Annotated in this window: 18 protein-coding genes; 12 read left to right on the top strand and 6 right to left on the bottom strand. The window is 53.7% G+C overall.

The features are described 5' to 3' along the window. Positions 1-21 precede the first annotated feature (21 nt). The 4 genes from secD to B2T33_RS11620 all read left to right on the top strand — a co-directional run bounded on the left by secD (position 22) and on the right by B2T33_RS11620 (position 4036). A complete protein-coding gene (gene secD / locus B2T33_RS11635; protein ID WP_064781509.1) occupies positions 22-1587 on the top strand; it encodes a protein translocase subunit SecD in 1566 nt (521 codons plus the stop codon). A 19-nt stretch (positions 1588-1606) separates the two neighbouring features. Next, the gene (gene secF / locus B2T33_RS11630) at positions 1607-2536 is read left to right on the top strand and encodes a protein translocase subunit SecF (RefSeq protein ID WP_064781335.1); all 930 of its coding nucleotides are present in this window, start codon (positions 1607-1609) and stop codon (positions 2534-2536) included. 152 nt (positions 2537-2688) lie between these two features. Continuing rightward, positions 2689-3630, top strand: a complete 942-nt coding sequence (locus tag B2T33_RS11625) for a DMT family transporter (RefSeq protein WP_339659366.1) — start codon at positions 2689-2691, stop codon at positions 3628-3630. Positions 3631-3655: 25 nt separating this feature from the next. Further along, on the top strand, positions 3656-4036 hold the full coding sequence (locus tag B2T33_RS11620) for an Mth938-like domain-containing protein (protein ID WP_197147510.1): 381 nt from the start codon (positions 3656-3658) through the stop codon (positions 4034-4036). Between the two features lie 3 nt (positions 4037-4039). Here the strand turns inward: B2T33_RS11620 and B2T33_RS11615 are convergent, their stop codons facing one another. Next, positions 4040-5389, bottom strand: coding sequence for an NAD(P)-binding protein (locus B2T33_RS11615; RefSeq protein ID WP_197147509.1), 1350 nt, complete (start codon positions 5387-5389; stop codon positions 4040-4042). Positions 5390-5497: 108 nt separating this feature from the next. Between B2T33_RS11615 and B2T33_RS11610 the strand changes: the two genes are divergently transcribed. From B2T33_RS11610 to B2T33_RS11600, 3 genes are all read left to right on the top strand, one after another. Next, positions 5498-6670: a mechanosensitive ion channel family protein gene (locus tag B2T33_RS11610; protein ID WP_197147508.1), complete on the top strand. Its 1173-nt coding sequence runs from the start codon at positions 5498-5500 to the stop codon at positions 6668-6670. Between the two features lie 5 nt (positions 6671-6675). Continuing rightward, on the top strand, positions 6676-7521 hold the full coding sequence (locus B2T33_RS11605) for a phytoene/squalene synthase family protein (protein WP_197147507.1): 846 nt from the start codon (positions 6676-6678) through the stop codon (positions 7519-7521). A gap of 146 nt (positions 7522-7667) precedes the next feature. Next, the gene (locus B2T33_RS11600) at positions 7668-8249 is read left to right on the top strand and encodes a hypothetical protein (protein ID WP_252724121.1); all 582 of its coding nucleotides are present in this window, start codon (positions 7668-7670) and stop codon (positions 8247-8249) included. 60 nt (positions 8250-8309) lie between these two features. Here the strand turns inward: B2T33_RS11600 and trmFO are convergent, their stop codons facing one another. After that, the gene (gene trmFO / locus B2T33_RS11595; protein ID WP_008891005.1) at positions 8310-9656 is read right to left on the bottom strand and encodes a methylenetetrahydrofolate--tRNA-(uracil(54)-C(5))-methyltransferase (FADH(2)-oxidizing) TrmFO; all 1347 of its coding nucleotides are present in this window, start codon (positions 9654-9656) and stop codon (positions 8310-8312) included. Positions 9657-9859: 203 nt separating this feature from the next. Here trmFO and B2T33_RS11590 point away from each other — a divergent pair, with 203 nt between their 5' ends. Next, positions 9860-10840: a hypothetical protein gene (locus B2T33_RS11590; RefSeq protein WP_197147505.1), complete on the top strand. Its 981-nt coding sequence runs from the start codon at positions 9860-9862 to the stop codon at positions 10838-10840. A 39-nt stretch (positions 10841-10879) separates the two neighbouring features. Here B2T33_RS11590 and uvrA read toward each other — a convergent pair whose 3' ends face one another. The 4 genes from uvrA to B2T33_RS11570 form a co-directional block, all read right to left on the bottom strand. Then, positions 10880-13708 carry an excinuclease ABC subunit UvrA gene (uvrA, locus tag B2T33_RS11585; RefSeq protein ID WP_197147504.1) on the bottom strand — a complete coding sequence of 943 codons (2829 nt, stop codon included), beginning with the start codon at positions 13706-13708 and terminating at the stop codon, positions 10880-10882. Positions 13709-13917: 209 nt separating this feature from the next. Beyond that, positions 13918-14997 (bottom strand): class II fructose-bisphosphate aldolase, encoded by a 1080-nt coding sequence (gene fbaA, locus B2T33_RS11580; RefSeq protein ID WP_064781343.1) that lies wholly within the window; start codon positions 14995-14997, stop codon positions 13918-13920. Between the two features lie 156 nt (positions 14998-15153). Then, positions 15154-16302, bottom strand: a complete 1149-nt coding sequence (nagA, locus tag B2T33_RS11575) for an N-acetylglucosamine-6-phosphate deacetylase (RefSeq protein WP_197147503.1) — start codon at positions 16300-16302, stop codon at positions 15154-15156. A 30-nt stretch (positions 16303-16332) separates the two neighbouring features. Next, complete coding sequence (locus tag B2T33_RS11570; protein ID WP_197147502.1) at positions 16333-16530, bottom strand: hypothetical protein; 198 nt, start codon at positions 16528-16530, stop codon at positions 16333-16335. A 347-nt stretch (positions 16531-16877) separates the two neighbouring features. Between B2T33_RS11570 and B2T33_RS11565 the strand changes: the two genes are divergently transcribed. From B2T33_RS11565 to B2T33_RS11550, 4 genes are all read left to right on the top strand, one after another. After that, complete coding sequence (locus B2T33_RS11565; protein ID WP_008891010.1) at positions 16878-18176, top strand: extracellular solute-binding protein; 1299 nt, start codon at positions 16878-16880, stop codon at positions 18174-18176. Between the two features lie 84 nt (positions 18177-18260). Then, positions 18261-19139 (top strand): ABC transporter permease subunit, encoded by an 879-nt coding sequence (locus tag B2T33_RS11560; protein WP_008891011.1) that lies wholly within the window; start codon positions 18261-18263, stop codon positions 19137-19139. A 14-nt stretch (positions 19140-19153) separates the two neighbouring features. Beyond that, positions 19154-20008: a sn-glycerol-3-phosphate ABC transporter permease UgpE gene (ugpE, locus tag B2T33_RS11555; protein ID WP_197147500.1), complete on the top strand. Its 855-nt coding sequence runs from the start codon at positions 19154-19156 to the stop codon at positions 20006-20008. Positions 20009-20066: 58 nt separating this feature from the next. Beyond that, positions 20067-20328, top strand: a 262-nt coding sequence (locus tag B2T33_RS11550) for an ATP-binding cassette domain-containing protein (RefSeq protein WP_286792060.1), incomplete at its 3' end; no start/stop codon positions are given.

Here is a 20328-nt window from a genome sequence, read left to right as displayed (position 1 = left end):
GACAGATCCGGTCACAAACACATGCTTTATTTTACCAAATGGAAAGCAGCACTGGTCCTTCTGGTGTGTGCTTTGGGCGTAATCTACGCTGCGCCAAACTTCCTGCCGTCGGGTACTCTGGCGACAGAATCCAGTTACCTGCCGGGCAAGCAGATCAATCTCGGCCTCGATCTTCGTGGCGGCTCGCACATGCTGCTTGAAGTCGACACCGACAGTGTCCTGCGCGAACGTTATGACGCGCTTGCCGATGCGATCCGCACTGAACTGCGTCAGGAACAAATCCGTAACCGTCCGCGTGAAGCCACGGCCAACGGTGCCGAGATTACTATTCTGCGGGCCGATGACGTTGAAAAGGCGCGTGAAATCGCGCGCACCGCGGAACCCAATACCGAGCTGAGCGGCGAGGGGAACAACATCGTTGTGACCTATAACGAAGTCGCTTATCGCGAACTGATTGACCGTGCGATTGCACAGTCGCTGGAAGTTGTCCGTCGTCGTGTTGACGAACTGGGCACCACCGAACCATCCATCCAGCGCCAGGGCGAAAACCGCATCGTTGTTCAGGTTCCGGGTCTTGATGATCCGTCGCGCCTGCGTGATATCCTGGGCCGTACGGCAAAGATGAACTTCCATCTTGTGAATAACGAAAAAACGGCCGCCGATGCGCGTGCGACCGGCCTTCCGCCGGGAACCATGATTCTGCCGTCGGCAGATGAAGGCGATGGTATCCGCGAATATCTGATTGATCGTCGTATCGTTGTCTCAGGTGACAACCTTGTCGACTCTCAGCCGACCTTCAGTGACGGTCGTCCGGTTGTTTCCTTCCGCTTTGACGCGGCAGGCGGCGCGCGATTTGGCGATATCACCAGCAAAAATGCCGGTCGCGGTCTTGCCATCGTTCTTGATGGTGAAGTGATTTCCGCACCGCGCATTAACGAACCGATCCTTGGCGGTAATGGTATCATTACCGGCCAGTTCAGCGTTCAGGAAGCCAACGACCTTTCCCTGCTTCTGCGTGCCGGTGCGTTGCCTGCACCGATGCAGATCCTTGAAGAACGCTCGGTTGGTCCGGGCCTTGGTCAGGATTCGGTCGAGGCTGGCGAATTTGCTGCCGTGCTTGGTCTGGTCTTTGTGATTGCCTTCATGGTGATCAGTTATGGCCGGTTTGGTGTCTATGCCGACATCGCGCTAATGATGAACCTGATCCTTGTTCTGGCGGTGATGTCTGTTCTTCAGGCGACCCTGACCCTGCCGGGGATTGCGGGTATCGTTCTGACCGTCGGTATGGCGGTTGATGCCAACGTGCTGATTTTTGAACGTATCCGCGAGGAACGCCGCAACGGCCGTACAATCATCAATGCGATTGATGCCGGTTATCGCAGCGCCATGTCGACCATTCTTGATGCCAACATCACGACGCTGATAGCAGCCCTTGTGCTGTTTAGCTTCGGATCTGGTCCGATCAAAGGCTTTGCCGTGACACTGGCCATCGGCATTATCACCTCAATGTTCTCGGCGATCTGGCTGACCCGACTGCTGATTGCAGCATGGGTAAAACGCAGCCGTCCGACCGAGTTGGTCATTTAAGGAAGGGAACAGGGAAGATATGAAACCTTTACATCTTATCCCGGATGACGTGAATATCCCGTTCCTTAAATTCCGGAAGATATTCTATATCGCGTCTTTGCTGATGGTGCTGGCCTCGGTCGGTATGTTCTTCACCAAGGGCCTTAACTTCGGGATCGATTTCCGGGGCGGCATTCTGGTCGAAATCAAGACCAATGGCCCGGCCGATATCAATGCACTGCGTGACAATCTTGGCAGCCTCGGCCTTGGCGATGTTTCGATTCAGGAATTCGGCGAGCCGGATGATGTCCTGATCCAGTTGCAGCGCCAGGATGGGGATGAAGAAGCCCAGATGGCGGCCCTTGCGGCTGTCACCAACGCACTTGGCGATGACGTCACCATTCGCCGAAGCGAACTTGTCGGTCCGAAGGTCGGTGGCGAGCTTAAGGAAGCCGGATTCTATTCGGTCGTGATCTCGTTGTTCCTGATCATGGTCTATATCTGGGTTCGGTTCGAATGGCAGTTCGCTGTCGCGTCGGTTGTAGCCTTGCTGCACGACGTCCTGATCACTATCGGTTTCTTTGTGATTACCGGAGTTCAGTTCGATCTGGCGACCTTGGCAGCGGTTCTGACGGTGGCCGGTTATTCGATCAACGATACGGTTGTTGTGTTTGACCGTATCCGCGAATATCTGCGCAAGTTCCGCAAGATGGAAATCCCGGATTTGCTGGACCTGTCGATCAACTCGACGCTTTCGCGCACGACCATGACGTCGTTTACGACGTTGCTGGCACTCATTGCCTTGTTCGTGTTCGGTGGCGAAGCGATCCGCGGTTTCACCATGGCGTTGATCTTTGGCATCGTGATCGGGACCTATTCCTCGATCTGTGTCGCGTCACCTTTGCTGATCGTCCTTCGCCTCAAACGTAAAATTCCCGAGGCGGAAGAAGGTCAGGAAGCTGGCGCCTGATCAGCCGGGTTGGATTTATAGACATTTACACTATGGCCGGGTTTGTGAGAAAACAGACCCGGCCATTTCTTTGCGGGATTTGATCGTTTGCGGTCTTTGGTTTCCGTCCGTAGATAGCCGATAAAAAGTCCATTAAAAACTGGCTGCAACCGATGAAACCCCATATCGCGTCTAACCCCGAACATCGCGCAAATCTGATCGGCAGCATCTGGATGATGGCTGCGATGGTGGCGTTTTCCTTTGAAGATGCGTTTGTTAAGGCTGTCTCAGAAGCCCATGCCGTTGGTCAGGTCCTGATTGTATTTGGGGTCGGTGGGGCGATCCTGTTTGCAGTTGTCGCGCGGATCAACAAACAGCGCTTGCTTAATCCTGATGTACTGTCGCGTGCGATGGGCATACGGATCATTTTTGAAGTTATTGGCCGGTTGTTTTATGTCCTCGCACTGGCTTTAACGCCGCTTTCATCGACGACTGCAATTCTTCAGGCAACGCCAATTATTGTCGTTCTTGGAGCCGCCGTCCTGTTTGGCGAAAAGGTGGGTTGGAGAAGATGGACGGCAATCATCGTCGGATTGATTGGCGTTTTGATTATTTTGCGTCCGACAGCTGACAGCTTTTCTGCGTTATCCCTGCTTGCCGTCATCGGTACGATTGGCTTTGCCGGGCGTGATCTTGCCAGCCGCGCCGCGCCGGTATCACTAAGCACCTCCATCCTGGGTTTCTATGGCTTTGTGGCCATTATCCTGGCTGGCATCGTGTTTTCATTGTGGGATGGAAAAGCTTTTACGTGGATGAATACGCAAAGCTTTTTGTATTTCGTTGGCGCAATCCTGATGGGGGCGTTTGCCTACGCCGCCTTAATGAAAGCGATGCGCAGTGGCGATGTTTCCGCAGTTACGCCATTTAGGTACACCCGCTTGTTGTTTGGTATTGCATTGGGCATGATCCTGTTTGGCGAGGAACCGGACATGCTGATGATGATCGGTTGCGGTGTCGTCGTTTTATCCGGGTTGTTCATTCTTTGGCGCAGAAAAAAATTACCGAAGAGCACCTCGACACTCCGTGAAATCCAGACTAAGTCCAATTCAAATTAATCGAGCAACCGCAAATGGGGCCAACATGTCTCTTGAAGTAAGTACCTTGGTCGCCGAAGGCAGTAAAATGGTCACCAGCTATGGCGACGGCATTTTTCGATTTGGCGAAGAAACGGTTACGGGATCGATCCTGCTGTTTCCTGAAGCCGTCTATTCATGGAACGTCACGACAAAAGACGACATCACGCCGGAATCTTTTTCCCGGGTGATCGAAAAGGCCGATGAAATTGAGATCCTGTTGCTTGGCATGGGGACACGTCTAACACCTGTCCCGCTTGAGTGGCGCCAGGCGCTCAAGCCGCACGGTATTGTCATCGAGCCAATGGATACCGGTGCTGCTTGCCGGACCTACAATGTTCTGGTGTCTGAAGCACGCCGCGTTGCAGCGGCGATGATTGCTGTCTGACGCTTACGCAAAGAACTTCTGCAGTTCATGGCGGATATCAAGCACGCTTGAAAAAAGTGCCGCCGGTCCCGGGGCCTGATCAATCGGGAAGACATCCCCACACAGAAATACGTTTTTCCATGGTGCTCGCAGTTGCTGTCGGCTGGCAGCCATTCCCGGCGTCATTTCAGGAAACGGAGCTTCGGCGTTGATGAACAAGTGGTTGGGATACAGTGCATTGTCCGCATTATCCGATCGCGTTTGCAAATCAAGATTAAGGTACTGGTCGCAGAGCCAAACACAACGTTGCCAGACAAGCTGTGCAAATTGATCGGCGTTCTGGGTATCTTGCAGCTGCAAGCTGCTGTTCAGGCTTACCTGAAGATGACGACGATTGCAGTAGATCGCACGCACGATATCATCACTGACCAGCAGGGCTTGTGGCTCCGCAAATGGTTTGCGCATTTCAAACGTCATGCAGCGCCGATGTGCAGGTGCGGGTGATATCCCGATATCGGGCACCGCATCGCATAATGGTTTGGGGTGCAGGGCCAGAACAACGGCATCATCAGGGTTCAGAACAATCTGACTGTCATCTTCGAACAGCAAATCGGTCGCGTAGTCGGATGTACTGTCAATATCGCCAAGTTTTGTTCGACTTTTGATGGTCCCGCCAGCAGCCAGGAACCGTTCACGCAGGGCAGGCAGGGCAATATCGTTGAGGATAATCGGATCAATCGCCGCAAACACCGGTTCATGATGGCGCGCCAGCATCCCGCGTAACCTTGGCACCAGAACCCGTGCCAACAGGGACTTTGAACATCGATGGGCAGGCATGGAAAACAGAACTTCGGCCAGAACAGTAAGCGCATCACGATGATAGGTGCCGGGCTGATGGGCTTTGTCGTCAGAGTCAAATGCACCCGATGAGAACGTGCTGTCGAGCCGGTTTTCTTCACTGGTAGATCGTTGTTGCCAAAGTGTCAGTGCGGTATAGGCACGCGCCGCAATGCTTATCCGTCTAGAAATCAGTGCCCGCGATATACCCTGATCAAGCGATACAATGGCGGGTTTGCGACGCCCGCGTTTCAATCCCATCACACAATGGGCCGGTCTGATCAGTTTCGTGGGAATTTCCGAGTAGCCAGCAAAGAAATCGGCGACCAGCCCCGACGGATCATAAAATATCTCTGGCTCTGCTGTTTTGTGGCTTTCAGGTGCAGTGTGCATGCCGCGCGTCCAGCGGCTTTCAAATGGCTCGGCTTCGTCATATAGCGTTACGTCAAAGCCGTCCTCGGCCATGCAGGTGGCAAGTGCCGAACCGGCCAGACCGCCGCCGATAATGTGTAAGCTTCCGGACGCAAATGATGCCATATGCCTGAGCCAATTTAGTTGTTATACAGAGGCCAGAGAACGATGTGCTACATAGTCGTACCAAGTCAGAAGTCCTAATAACCTTAACATCAGAACAGCTTACAAGCCATGGATGAAATCACAACCGAACTGGACAACCTGAACGAAGAGGTGATCGGCCACATGAATTCGTGGGTCGATATGCTTGGTGGAGGGGAGATCGGAAGGCTTGTCGGTGCTGCCTTGGTGCTGCTTGTTTTCTTTATCTTCAAGCGGGTTCTGGTGCGTGGTGCACTTGCTATCTTGCGTCGGATTGCACAGCAGCGTTCAGAAAGCATGATGGGCAATGTGCTTGATGCCTTTGCACTGCCTTTGCAGGCTTTGTTCATGCTGCTTGGGGTTTATTTCGCAACCGAGGTCCTGACACTCCCCGAAGAAATTGATGCCTTTGCTGTTGAGGCTATTTCAATCGCGGCTGGTTTCTGTGTCTTCTGGGCGCTGTTTCGCGCTGTGGAGCCGTTGGGGGTATCGTTAAATCGGCTGGTCGGCCGATTTGGTGCCGGGCTTGGCGATGATCTCAGGCAATTCTTCATCCGTGGGGTAAAGACCCTGATCGTCGTTATTGGCGGCGTTATCATTCTGGAAAACTGGGGCATTGATGTTTCAGCGTTCCTGGGTGGTCTTGGTCTTGCCGGGATGGCAGTTGCGTTGGCGGCAAAGGATTCTGTTGCCAATATCTTTGGTGGCCTGACCATTTTCGCCGACAACCTGTATAAGCGCGGCGACTGGATCGAAACACCGCACTTCGAAGGAACGGTCGAGGTTGTGGGCCTGCGGGCGACCAAGGTACGTACCTTTGCCAAGGCGCTGGTTACGATGCCAAATGCCCAGATCGTTGATTCGCCTGTGATCAACTGGTCGCGCATGACACATCGTCGGATCAAGATGGTGATTGGTCTGGAATACCGAACGACCGCCAAACAAATGGAAGCGATCGTCGACAAGCTGCGCGATTTTTTGAAGAACGATGACGATGTCGCCCAGACCGATGTCGCCCAAATGGTACATTTGTCAGATTTTGGTGCCAGTTCGATCAATATTGATCTTTATTACTTCACCAAAACCACTGACTGGGTGACGTGGCGAGATATCCGCAACCGTCACATCATCGCTTTCAAACGTATTGTCGAGGAAGAGGACGCTGCTTTCGCATTCCCGTCGCAATCGCTATATGTCGAAAGCATGCCGGAAATCATCAACAGCCAAAAAGACGATCAACGTTCAGAACGTAAGATCGGATAGGATAAATGCCCGATACGCCAAAGCTTTCCCACTGTGCCGACTATGTCAGGCGCCATGACCGGGACCGTTTCCTGTGCGCGCTGTTTGCGGCACCGGAAAAGCGTGAATCTCTGTTCACCCTGTACGCTTTTAATCAGGAAGTCTCCAAAACGCGCGAGATGGTCAGTGAAGTCATGCTGGGCCATATCCGCTTGCAATGGTGGCGTGACACCCTGACCGAACTGGGCGCGGGGCAGGTGCGCAAGCACGAAGTTGTTGAGCCACTGGCTGATTTGGTGAAGGACGGGCACCTCGATATCGCCGACCTTGAGGCGATTGTTGCCGCGCGCGAGTTTGATCTTGAAGACCGCCAACCTGCCACCCAGCAGGAACTTGATCGCTATATTGATCAAACGTCCGGGCAGATCAGTGTTCTGGCGTCAAGGCTGCTTGGGGCAGGTGGCGACGATGCAGACCATGCGGCACGGCTTGCAGGCAATGCGTATGGCTTGGTCGGCATTATGCGGGCCATCGTGTTCCATGGCCGATCAAAACGCCTTTATCTCCCCAAGGACAGGATGGAACATCACGAGGTCGCGCAAGGCGACGTCTTCGAGTTCCGTAAAAAACAGGAAATTCGTGAGTTCATTCGCGAACTGGCCGAATTGGCGCGTGCCCGCATTGCCGAAGCCCGCAAACATCGCCGAGCGTTGCCAAAACAGGCCCACGCCGCCGCATTGCCGGTGGTTCTAGCCGACGGGTATCTGCGCAAGCTTGCCAAGTCCGGGTATGATCCGTTTTCGGCCGAATTCGGTTTGGCACGACCGGCCAGTCTGCGGTTGACCCTTAACGGGATGCTCAAGAGATATTGATCCGATATCGCTTGTCACATGACCATTGTATAAATATCTCTTATGGTGAGAATAAAGGTCAGGACAGCACTGAACTGTACGTGGTAGCGTTGGTAACCCTTTGATATCTGGCGCAAGATGCGGGCATGCCCGACATGAGGACCAAGATGGCACATTTGATCAAAAAGACCCGGAAACGGTGGTTTGGCGGCCTGATGTTTGTCGGGCTGCTGTGCCTGTCGGTCGTGACTGTTTCACAGGCCCGTGCCGCAAGCATTGAGCCGTTCGTGGGGTCCTATCATGGCACGACCATCGAGCATGCCGAAAACGAGCTTCAAGCCCGTGATCTTGATGTTGTCATCAAGGAGACCGAACGCGGCTTTATCGTCGATTGGTCAACGGTCATACACAAGCCAGACGGACGTGAAAAAACCGTCTCACTGGATGTCGAGTTTTACGCAACCGAGCGTGCTGACATCTATGGCAGCGCCATGCGTTCGGGGCTGTTCGGGAAACGTATTCCCAATGACCCGCTCAAAGGCGAACCATTTTTCTGGGCACGGATTGTTGATAAGACCCTGACTATTCACGCGCTTTATATCAATGATGAAGGCGGGTACGAAATGCAGGTCTACAAGCGCACGCTCGACGACGACGGCAATCTTGATCTGATCTTTCGCCGGTTCCGTGACGGGGAACAAATTCGCGATGTTACGGGCAAGCTGACGCGACAACCTGATCGCTATTGACCGCGCGCCTGTCAGGTCAAAGAAAAAAGCCGCATCACTTTCGATGCGGCTTTTGATTTTTCAGGCTGCGTTCACGGTACTGAGCCACTCATCAAACAGCGGAATGGCACGATCGCTATAAAGCTTCTTGCGATCACGGCCCTTGACCCGTTTCTTGAGATCAAGATCCGGGAAGAGGCCGAAATTCACATTCATCGGCTGGAAGGTGCTTTCATCGGCACCGCCGGTGATATGGTTCAATAGGGCGCCCATGGCGGTTGCAAGCGGCGGCGTCGGGATGGTTTTTCCTGCTTTTTCGGCAGCTGTAAACCGTCCAACCATCAGACCGACGGCTGCACTTTCTACATATCCTTCACAGCCTGTAATCTGACCGGCAAAGCGCAGATCAGGACGTGATTTAAGGCGCAGATTCCCATCCAAAAGTCGTGGCGAGTTCAGGAAGGTGTTGCGGTGAATGCCGCCAAGACGGGCGAATTCGGCATTTTCCAGCCCCGGAATGGTGCGGAAGACTTCAACCTGCGCGCCGTATTTCAGTTTGGTCTGGAAACCGACCATATTGTAAAGCGTGCCAAGCGCATTGTCCTGACGCAGCTGAACGATTGCGCGTGGCTTTTCTTTCGGATTATGCGGGTTGGTCAGGCCAACCGGTTTCATCGGGCCATGGCGCAGCGTTTCGCGCCCACGTTCGGCCATGACTTCGATCGGAAGGCATCCGTCGAAATACGGGGTGTCTTTTTCCCAGTCCTTGAATTCGGTTTTTTCGCCTTCGATCAGGGCGTCGATGAAGCGGTTATACTCATCTTCATACATCGGGCAATTGATGTAATCCTTGCCATCGCCCTTGTCGTAACGCGACTGGAACCATGCCTTGTCGAAATCAATGCTGTCCTTATAGACAATCGGTGCGATGGCATCAAAGAAGGCAAGGCTTTCCTCGCCAGTTGCCTTGCGAATGGCATCGGCAAGCGCACCGGATGTCAGCGGTCCGGTCGCAATGATGGTATGTTCCCATTCTTCTGGTGGCAGACCATCAATTTCGCCGCGCTCCATCGTGATCAAAGGATGGTTTTCAAGCGCGTTTGTGACGGCCTCGGAAAAACCTTCGCGATCAACGGCCAAAGCGCCACCGGCAGGTACCTTATGCTGATCAGCGCACCGCATGATGATCGAACCGGCACGGCGCATTTCATCATGGATCAGGCCGACAGCATTGTATTCCTTGTCATCGGACCGGAATGAATTCGAACAGACCAGCTCAGCACATTTGTCGGTGTGGTGTGCATCGGTCGGGCGCGTCGGACGCATTTCATGCAGGATGACGGGCACACCGGCTTCTGCCAATTGCCAGGCGGCTTCGCTGCCCGCCAGACCGGCGCCAATAATATGAACAGGCTTGACCGTATTCACGTGTGCGAACTCCTTGCCAGAGTGGATTGTGATCGTGTGGCACACACATAGCGGTGCATGGGGGAAGATTTCAAGTCAATTGCGCCGCAAGCAGAGCAAACCTGTTCACATTGCCTTGCATAACCGAAATTTTCACACCACCACATCCCAACCGTCTTACAGGACAGAGCCGTTCTGTCCCGATAACGTGAAGATGGCATTCCATGAGCTACCCGCATCATCCCTATGGATACGAACCTACCCATTGTCCGGTGATCGGCCTTGTGCCGCGTCGACGGCACGTCATGGATGCAGAGTTTGTCGAAGGCACCAAAGAGCCCGAGAGCAGCGATGGTGACACGCACAGCGATCACAAGGAAAGACGTCTTGGATTTCCATTCGGCGGCGCGGGCGAGGGCGTATTTGGTCCCGCCGACATCGAAGGCATGATCGAATATGTGGTTGCCACCCGTCAGGGATGGCGATCCTCGATGGTGATCCGGTCTTTCCTGCGTTGGTGGCGCGAAGATGAGGATGCCGGTACCAAGGCCGCTCAGGATCGAAAGCAATCAGATGCCATCATCATGCTTCTGGCATTAAACCAGGGCCGAGACGGTTTCGTGCAGGGATATCTAAACGATCTCAAACACGAACAGCTTGATCGGCCCAGGTTGGTGCCACCGGCAAATCCGGTTGAGGTGGCCTTTAACAAAAGTCTGCGTATCGCCGCCCTTGCCTTGGCACTTTCGCCGATTGTCCTTGTCTTCGCGGTCCTGTTTTTTGTGCAGGTCGACAACCTTATCAGCACCGGCAATGGCAAATTGTTTGGTTTCAGCTACGACCTGTTGTTCGTGGTCGGCAGTTTCGGTGCCATCGGTGCCCTGACCAGCATGATGATGCGCCTTGGCAAGGATGTGCCTTGGGGGGAAATGGAACCGGCCTCCGTATTCTTTAATTTCTTGTTCCGGCCGTGCATGGGGTTCTGCTTTGCGATCATTGTCCTTTTAGCGCTTAGGGCCGGAATGTTGCCAATCCCCCTTGATGAGCTGCACAAGATTGATGATCTCGACCAAATCAGCCAATCAGCCGCCGCAGGTCAGCAGATTTCTATCGTGCTTGTCTTCGCCTTCCTGTCCGGATTTAGCGAACGGCTGAGTACTGCGCTGGTCAAGCGGGTTGAAGACAGGGTCACGAATTCGGGCTAAGCCAAAACAAAAAGGGCAGCTTCATGCTGCCCTTATGTCTTATTCCAGTCCGAGATGGCGTTTCAGGTAGCGCCCTGTGTAACTGCGTTCATTGCCCATGATGTCTTCCGGTGTTCCGGCACCGACCAACTGGCCGCCGCCATCACCGCCCTCGGGCCCGATATCAATAATCCAGTCCGCAGTCTTGATAACATCAAGGTTGTGTTCGATCACGACAACCGTATTGCCCTGATCGACAAGCGTATGCAGCACTTCCAGAAGTTTGCGGATATCGTGGAAATGAAGCCCCGTTGTCGGCTCATCAAGGATATAGATCGTCCGGCCGGTCGCGCGTTTGGACAGTTCCTTGGCAAGCTTCACACGTTGGGCTTCACCACCCGACAGGGTGGTGGCCTGCTGCCCCAGATGGATATAGGAAAGTCCGACCTGTTTCAGGGTTTCCATCTTGTCGCGGATAGACGGAACGGCCTTGAAAAAATCGGCGCCTTCTTCGACTGTCATATCAAGGACGTCGGATATCGATTTGCCTTTAAACGATATTTCCAATGTCTCGCGGTTGTAGCGATGGCCTTTGCACTGGTCACATTCGACATAAACGTCGGGCAGGAAGTGCATTTCAATTTTGATGACGCCATCGCCCTGGCATGCTTCGCAGCGTCCACCCTTGACGTTGAAGGAAAAACGACCGGGCTTGTAGCCGCGTGTTTTTGCCTCTGGCAATTGGGCGAACCATTCACGGATGGGGGTGAACGCACCGGTATAGGTCACCGGGTTGGAACGCGGGGTTCTGCCAATCGGGCTTTGGTCAATATCAATGATCTTGTCGATCAGTTCGACACCCGTGATCTCGTCATGTGCGCCGGGGTGATGGCGGGCATTATGCATCCGCTTGGCCAGCGCCTTATACAGCGTCTCAATCACAAGGCTTGATTTCCCGCCGCCCGAAACCCCGGTCACACAGATGAACTTGCCGAGTGGGAAATCTACATCAATGCCCTGCAGGTTGTTGGCCGTTGCCCCTTTGATGGTAATTGCCTTGCCATTGCCCTTGCGGCGTTCTTTTGGAACTGCAATCTGTTCAACGCCGACAAGGTATTTCCCCGTCAGGCTGTCTGGGTTTTGCTGGATCTGTTCCGGGGTTCCTTCGGCAACGATACGGCCGCCATGAATACCGGCACCCGGGCCCATATCCACAACATAGTCGGCAGCCCGAATGGCGTCCTCGTCATGTTCGACGACAAGGACCGTATTGCCAAGGTCACGCAAGCGTTTCAGCGTTTCAAGCAAGCGGTCGTTGTCGCGCTGATGCAGGCCGATGGATGGTTCATCGAGCACATACAAAACACCTGTCAGGCCCGAACCGATCTGGGACGCCAGCCGGATACGCTGGCTTTCGCCGCCGGAAAGCGTGCCGGATGTGCGGGACATCGATAAGTAATCCAGGCCGACATCGCGCAGGAAACGCAGCCGATCATTGATTTCGCGAAGGATGCGACGCGCAATCTCGGTTTCTTTTGCGTTCAGCTTATCTTCCAGTGCCAGGAACCAGTCGGCGGCCTTGGCAATCGAAAGATCGGTGACCTGCGAAATGTCGCAGCCATCAACCTTTACTGCCAGTGCTTCGGGTTTCAGGCGTTTGCCCGTGCAGGTGGGGCAGTGCGACACCATCTGGTATTTGGACAGTTCATCACGGGCCCACTGGCTGTCGGTTTCACGCCAGCGGCGCGACATGTTGGGAATGACACCTTCAAACGGACGCGACACCTTATAGCTACGTGATCCGTCATCATAGGTCACCGTGACTTCTTCTTCGCCCGATCCATGCAGGATGATGTCCTGTGCTTTCTTGGGCAGTTTTTCCCAAGGGACATTGGTTTTGAAGTCAAAGTGCTTGGCAACCGATTTCAGGGTCTGGAGATAGTATTTCGATGTTGTACTGGCCCAGGGCGCGACGGCACCGTTTTCGAGCGTCTTGCTTTCATCCGGGACGACCAGCATCGGGTCGAATTCCATCTGGGTGCCAAGGCCATCACAGGCCGGGCAGGCACCAAACGGGTTGTTGAATGAGAACAGTCGCGGTTCGATTTCCTCGATGGTAAAGCCGGAAACCGGGCAGGCGAACTTTGCTGAAAAAACAGTGGTTTCGCCGGTTTTGGCATCTTCGGTCAAAACGATGCCGTCGGTAAGTTCAAGCGCGGTTTCAAAGCTGTCTGCCAGACGGGTTGAAATGCCATCCTTGACGATCAGGCGATCAACCACGACTGAAATATCGTGTTTGAGATTCTTGTTCAGTTCCGGTGCTTCGTCGATGTCATACATTTCGCCATCGATCTTGACGCGCTGGAAGCCGCGTGCGCGAAGTTCACGCAGTTCTTTTTTGTATTCACCTTTACGGCCACGCACGATCGGGGCCAGAAGGTAAAGACGCGTACCTTCCTCCATCTCCATGACGCGGTCGACCATTTGCGAAACGGTCTGACTGACAATCGGCAGACCTGTGGCGGGCGAATAGGGGATGCCGACACGCGCCCACAACAGACGCATATAGTCATAAATTTCGGTGACGGTGCCAACGGTCGAACGCGGGTTCTTCGAGGTCGTCTTTTGTTCGATGGAGATGGCTGGTGACAGCCCGTCGATATATTCGACATCGGGCTTTTGCATCAGTTCCAGGAACTGGCGGGCATAGGCCGACAGGCTTTCGACATAGCGGCGCTGACCTTCGGCATAGATGGTATCAAAGGCCAGAGAACTTTTGCCTGATCCCGACAGACCGGTAATCACCACGAGGGAATCGCGCGGCAGTTCAACATCAATGTTCTGAAGGTTGTGTTCTTTCGCACCGCGAACCGAGATTTTCGTCAGCATGTCGGGCCTTTTGTTCCTGAATTGTTCGGAAAGTGTATAGAGGAGCCGTAAGCTATACGCAAGCGCACCCCTGACAGTTCCTGTCAGTATTTGTCAGGAGATCCGCAATTAACAACCCGATGCATGACAGAGCCACGAAAAAGCCCGCCGAACAAGACCGGCGGGCTTCATAAATCCTGTGACCGGAACGGTCAGGTTTTTGATCTGGCTTAGCCTTTGGTAACCGTACGACCGGTTGCACCGAGGTCCTTGAAAGCTTCTTCAAGGCGTGCTGCCATCGACAGCTCAGCTTCGCGGATCCAGACGCGCGGGTCATACTGCTTTTTGTATGGCTGATCGGTTTCCGGGTCGACCTGATACTTGAACGCACGTGCGTTGGCTTCGACATACTCGCCAACCGGGCGGGCATAGGCGAACTGGGTATCGGTATCGATATTCATCTTGAAGCAGCCATAGCTGACAGCTTCTTCGATTTTCTCTTTTTCCGAACCGGAACCGCCATGGAATACGAAGTCGAGCGGGCGATCACCCAGACCGTGCTTTTCGGCCACGTATTTCTGGCTTTCCAGAAGGATCTCCGGGCGAAGCTTCACGTTGCCGGGCTTGTAAACGCCGTGCACGTTGCCAAACGCTGCCGCGACCGAGAAGTGACCAAGCGGCGAGAGACGGCGATAAGCTTCTTCGACTTCTTCCGGGCGGGTGTAAAGGCGCGGATCGATTTCCTCAACCGAGGTATCAAGCTCATGACCGATACCGTCTTCTTCACCACCGGTGACGCCCAGTTCGATCTCAAGGCTCATCTCGATGGCTGACATCCGTTTCAGGAAGGTCTCGCAGGTCGCGAGGTTGTCTTCAACGGATTCTTCGGACAGATCCAGCATATGAGAGCTGTAAAGCGCCTTGCCAGTTTCGGCATAGGCCTTTTCGCTCCATTTCAGCATTTCATCGACCCATGGCACAAACTTGCGGTTTGCGTGGTCGGTATGCATGACAACAGCAACACCATAATGTTCGGCCAGAAGCTGTGCATGACGCGCAGCAGATACGGCGCCGAGAACACGGGCCGCAGCAGCGTCCTTGATGCCCTTGCCGGCAAAGAACTGTGCACCACCATTCGAAAGCTGAATGATAATGTCAGATCCGGCATTTGCAGCAGCTTCAAGGGCTGCGTTCATCGTGCTTGAAGACGTAATATTGACGGCGGGAAGGGCGTAACCGTCCTGCTTGCAGGCAGAAACGAGTTCGCGATAGGCAGCACCGGTAACAACACCGGGTTTAACGGAAGGCATGTGGGTACTCCTCCTGGGGGTCAGAGTAAAAACAGATCAGCAGCAAAATCACCTGAAGACCCTGCATACAAACTGTTACAGAGCCCAATGCATCTTCGAAATGCTGTCTCAGGTCAAGGCTTTCCGTCATAGACTTTCGGAAAATATTGCGTTTGCTCAGGCGTAACTCTCTTGCACGCCCTTGATCCAGCTTTGCGTCACTTTGAACTGATCATCAAACAAAATCATATCGGCCTGATAGCCCGGTGCCAAGCGACCAAGAACATCACCAAGCCCGAGGAACTCCGCTGGATAAAGCGACGCCATGCGAAGCGCTTCATCAAGCCCGATTTCGGCAATTTCCATGCAATTGCGCACAGCTGAAATCATATCAAGGTCCGAACCCGCTAACGTCCCATCCGCGAGCGCGCAGCGCCCAGCAACTGCAATGATTTCCTCATCGCCCAGCTTGAACCGTTTATCGGCGGCACCAACCGTTGGCATGGCATCGGTGACCAGCATCACCTTGCCCGCGGCCTTGGCGCGGACGGCGGTTTTGATCACGGCAGCATGGACGTGAAACCCGTCCGCGATCAGGCCACACCATGTGCGATCATCTGAAAGCGCTGCACCGACAACGCCCGGCTCCCGATGGGTCAGGGGGCTCATGGCATTGAAAAGATGCGTGAAGCCCTGCATGCCTTCATCGATTGCCGACATGATATCATCATAGGTGCCCGCTGTATGTCCGGCGCAAACACGAACATCGCGGGCAACGAGCTTTGCAATCACGCCTTTATCAAGCAGTTCCGGTGCAAGGGTGAGTAAAGTGCATCCATTGCGAAGCTTGGAGACGAGTTCTATTGCATCAGGTTCCATCGGTCTGATCTGATCAGCCGAATGCACGCCACGGCGTTTGAGATTGAGATACGGTCCTTCAAGGTGAATGCCGACGACACCAGCTATGCCGTTATCGAGCGCGTCCTGAACGGCAGCAATCGCCGCCTCCATCTTGGCCCGTGAATCGGTAATCAGGGTTGGCAGCATGGATGTCGTGCCAAACCGGCGATGCGCAGCGACCATGGTTTTAATGGTCTCAAGATCAGGCGCATCATTCAGCAAGACACCGCCGCCACCATTGACCTGCACATCAATCAGACCGGGGGAGAGGGTTTGGCCGCTGCCGTCTATTGTTTTGATACCAGCTGGTAGATCCTTATCCGCAACAACGGCATCGATCTTGCCATCCGTGACCAGAACAGAATGCCCCGACAGGAAGCGTGTCCCGTCAAAGAGTCGGGCATTTGATATGGCAAAGTCACTCACGCCTGGGTCTCCGGTTGTTGCGTATCCAAGTTACGGTGGTCGCAGGATCAACCCTGCGGTCGTGGACGGTTGGGCATCGTAATTGGATGATTTGATGGCTGCAACGACCTTAACGAACAATTGTGAAGAAGTCGTCTGCACCGCCCATTTTCGCGGATAGGCGAAATATTCGAACACGAACATTCCATACAACAAGGTTAACCATGGACGCCGCAGGGCGATCTTCATGATTTGGTCGCAAAACTTTCACTTGCCTGCAACACTTGACGCTTTCCGCGTGTCTGCATTTCACGGCACTTCCGCTGCCTGATTGACGGAACACTAGGCAAACACTGGATCTTTGATCCTTTCAAAGCAGCGCCGCCAGTTAGCTTCATAGTGAACATATTGGATGTTCACTTGATCATTTATTGGCGAGTTTTGTGTCATTTCGCCGCCCATTCGCACATCAAAAGTAAGTTTCCGAAAACTGTCACTTGAGCAAAACGGCCCTCAAGAACAAAACGAACGCCTAGCCGGTCGCCGAATTACGGGCGGCGTTCCGTGCCAAGTTTTCAATAGGGAGTTACTTGACCATGTTCCGCAAAACACTGATGGCTGCTGCTGCCGTGTTTGCCATCGGCAACACCGCACAGGCTGCAACCGAGATCACCTGGTGGCATGCAATGGACGGCGCACTTGGCGACGTTGTCAACCAGATCACCGAAGACTTCAACGCAAGCCAGGATGAATACAAACTCGTATCCATCAACAAGGGCGGCTACGAAGACACCATGACGGCCGGCATCGCAGCGTTCCGCGCGAAGAACCAGCCGAACATCATCCAGATCTTCGACGCAGGTGCTGCAACCATCATCAACGCCAAAGGCGCTGTTAAGCCGGTTCAGGATTTGCTTGAAGCAAACAACGTCAATTTCGATATCAATGATTACATCCCGGGTGTTCGTTACTTCTATGCCGATTCAGACGGCAAGATGATCGGCATGCCGTTCAACAGCTCGACCCCGCTTCTGTATTACAACAAAGAAGCGCTGGACAAAGCCGGTGTCGACGTTCCGAAAACCTGGCAGGAATTCGAAGCTGCTGCTCCGAAGCTCAAAGAAGCTGGTTACACCGCGCTTGCGCAGTCGCACAGCCCGTGGATCTTCTTCGAAAACTTCATGTCGCGCCACAACCTGCAGATGGCAACCGCCAATAACGGTTATGACAGCACCGACGTCGAAATCCTTTATAACAACGACGCTCTGAAAGATCACTGGCAGCACGTCAAGGATTGGAAAGACGCCGGTTACTACGGCTATTATGGCCGTGCATGGGGTGCGAACCAGGACGCGTTCGTGCAGCAGCAGGTCGCAATGTGGATCGGTTCTTCCGGTTCGTTTGGTGGCCTTCGCAAGTCCGCACAGTTTGACTTTGGCGCATCGACCCTTCCGTATTGGGAAGGTACCGGCGATGCACCGAAATCAACCTTTATCGGCGGTGCTGCTCTGTTCGCATTCTCCGGCCATGATGCCGCACAGGATGCCGGTGTTGCCGAATTCTTCAAATTCCTGACCAAACCGGAAACCCAGTACTACTGGCACAAAGAAACCGGTTATGTCCCGATCACCAATGCGGCTTATGAGCTGGCCAAAGAAGATGGCTACTACAAGGAAAGCCCGGATGCAGAAGTCGGCATCACCCAGCTTTCCGAAGAAGGTGGCGAGTGGACCAAGGGTTACCGTCTTGGCTTCTATGTTCAGATCCGCGAAGTGATTTATCGTGAAGTCGACAAGATCATGAACGGCGAAGAAACCGTAGATGCTGCCTTTGCGACCATCGAAGAAGAAGCAAACGGTCTGCTGAAGCGCTTCAACGATACCTACTCGAACTAATCTGCTTTTCGCCAAAGCGGGGCGGCCGATGATTTGGCCGCCCTGTTTTGCATTTTCTGATTTTGCTCTGAGGTTGCGTTCCCGATGAAGCGCGTACAGTTTGAACACAGCGCGGTGCCATACCTGTTTATCGCACCCCAAATTCTAATTATTTCCATATTTTTCCTGTGGCCTGCGGCCCAGGCGCTGTACCAGTCGTTTTTGCTTGAAGACGCCTTTGGCATGTCTTCGCAGTTCGTCTGGTTCCGCAATTTTGAAGATGTGCTGACAAGCAGTTCGTGGACACGATCTGCGATCTTTACCGTCGTATTTTCCGTTCTTGTCTCCGTGCTTTCGATCGCGATTTCACTGTTTCTTGCAGTACGCGCCGACGAAGTAATCCGTGGGGCAAAATCCTATAAAACGCTTCTGATGTGGGGCTATGCCATTGCGCCGCCGGTGGCAGGCCTTCTTGGCATCATGATGTTCAACCCGCTCATGGGGGACCTCTATAAGGCCTTCAACAGTTTCGGGTTTGAATTCAACCACATCGAAAACGCCAATGACGCGGCCTTCATCGTCATTCTGATCGCGGTCTGGAAACAGGTCAGCGTAAACTTCATCTTCTTCCTCTCAGGGCTGCAGGGGATTCCGAAGTCGGTTCAGGAAGCAGCGACTCTTGACTGCAAGAGTCCCGAGCGTCGCTTCTGGACCATCACATTCCCGCTTTTGGCACCGACAACCTTCTTCCTGCTGGTGATCAACCTGACTTACGCCTTTTTCGAGACGTTTGGCATTATCGATGTTTCGACCAAAGGTGCCCCGGGTGGTTCGACCGCGACCCTTGTTTACAAGGTGTATGTCGATGGCTTCCTTGGTGCGGATATGGGCGGCAGTGCCGCACAGTCAGTCTTGCTGATGATCATGGTTAGTGTCCTGACCGTGTTCCAGTTCCGCTTTATCGAACGCAAAGTGCATTATTAAGGGGGAACGTCATCATGTATCAGTCCAAATGGCGTATTTTTAGCAACCACACCATTCTGGTGCTTGGCTCACTTTTCATGATCCTTCCGGTCTGGATCGCCTTTGCGTCATCAACCCACACCCGCGAGTATATCTTCCAGAATGGCCTGCAATTCTTGCCAGGCGGGGAGTTCTTCACCAATTACGGCGCGATCCTGTTTGATGCAGAGGCGACAAAGGGCAGGGTGACTGCGCTTGAGATGCTGTTTAACAGCATGGTGCTTGGTCTTGGCTTTGCGATCGGAAAGGTCATCATTTCGATGATGGCTGCCTATGCGATTGTCTATTTCCGCTTCAAGCTGGCTGTGCCGCTGTTCTGGATCATTTTCTCGACCCTTTTGTTGCCGCTCGAAGTGCGCATCGTGCCGTCATATGAGGTCGTGGCGAACCTTGGGCTGCTCAACACATATACCGGTCTGATCCTGCCGCTGATTGCGTCCGCCACTGGAACCTTTTTCTTCCGGCAGTTTTATCGGTCGGTCCCGGACGAACTTCTTGAAGCAGCAAGGCTGGACGGCGCAGGACCGATCCGGTTCTTCATCGACATTCTGGTTCCCCTGTCGGTGACCATGATTGCTGCGATCTTCATCATCATGTTTGTGGTTGGCTGGAACCAGTATCTTTGGCCGCTCCTGATGACCACCGATGATCAGCTCTATACCATCGTTATCGGGATCAAGCAGGTCTACAATTCGCTCTATGAGGGCGGACAGATACCTCAGTTCCCCAAGGCATTCGCACTGACAATCATGGCATCGGTTCCGCCCGTACTGGTGGTGGTCATCTTCCAGCGCATGTTCGTCAAGGGTCTGGTTGAGACGGAAAAATAACCCGGTCCTCCCTGATCTCTGAATTGAAAATAATTGATCCGAATACAGGATAACCAAGATGGCAACTGTTACGCTTAATCAGGCCCAGAAAACCTACCCGAACGGCTTCAAGGCCATTCACGGCATTGACCTTAAAATCGATCATGGCGAGTTCACCGTCCTTGTCGGGCCGTCTGGCTGTGGCAAATCGACACTGCTGCGCATGATCGCTGGTCTGGAAGGGATTTCGGATGGCGAAATCATCATTGATGACAAGGTCGTCAACACAGTGGCACCCGCAGATCGCGATATCGCCATGGTGTTCCAGAACTACGCGCTTT

It is taken from the genome of Thalassospira sp. UBA4513, from assembly GCF_002388495.1.
Taxonomy (GTDB): Bacteria; Pseudomonadota; Alphaproteobacteria; order Rhodospirillales; family Thalassospiraceae; genus Thalassospira; species Thalassospira tepidiphila.
Note: the sequence above shows the minus strand (reverse complement) of the source record. Positions and strands in the feature narration are given on the sequence as shown.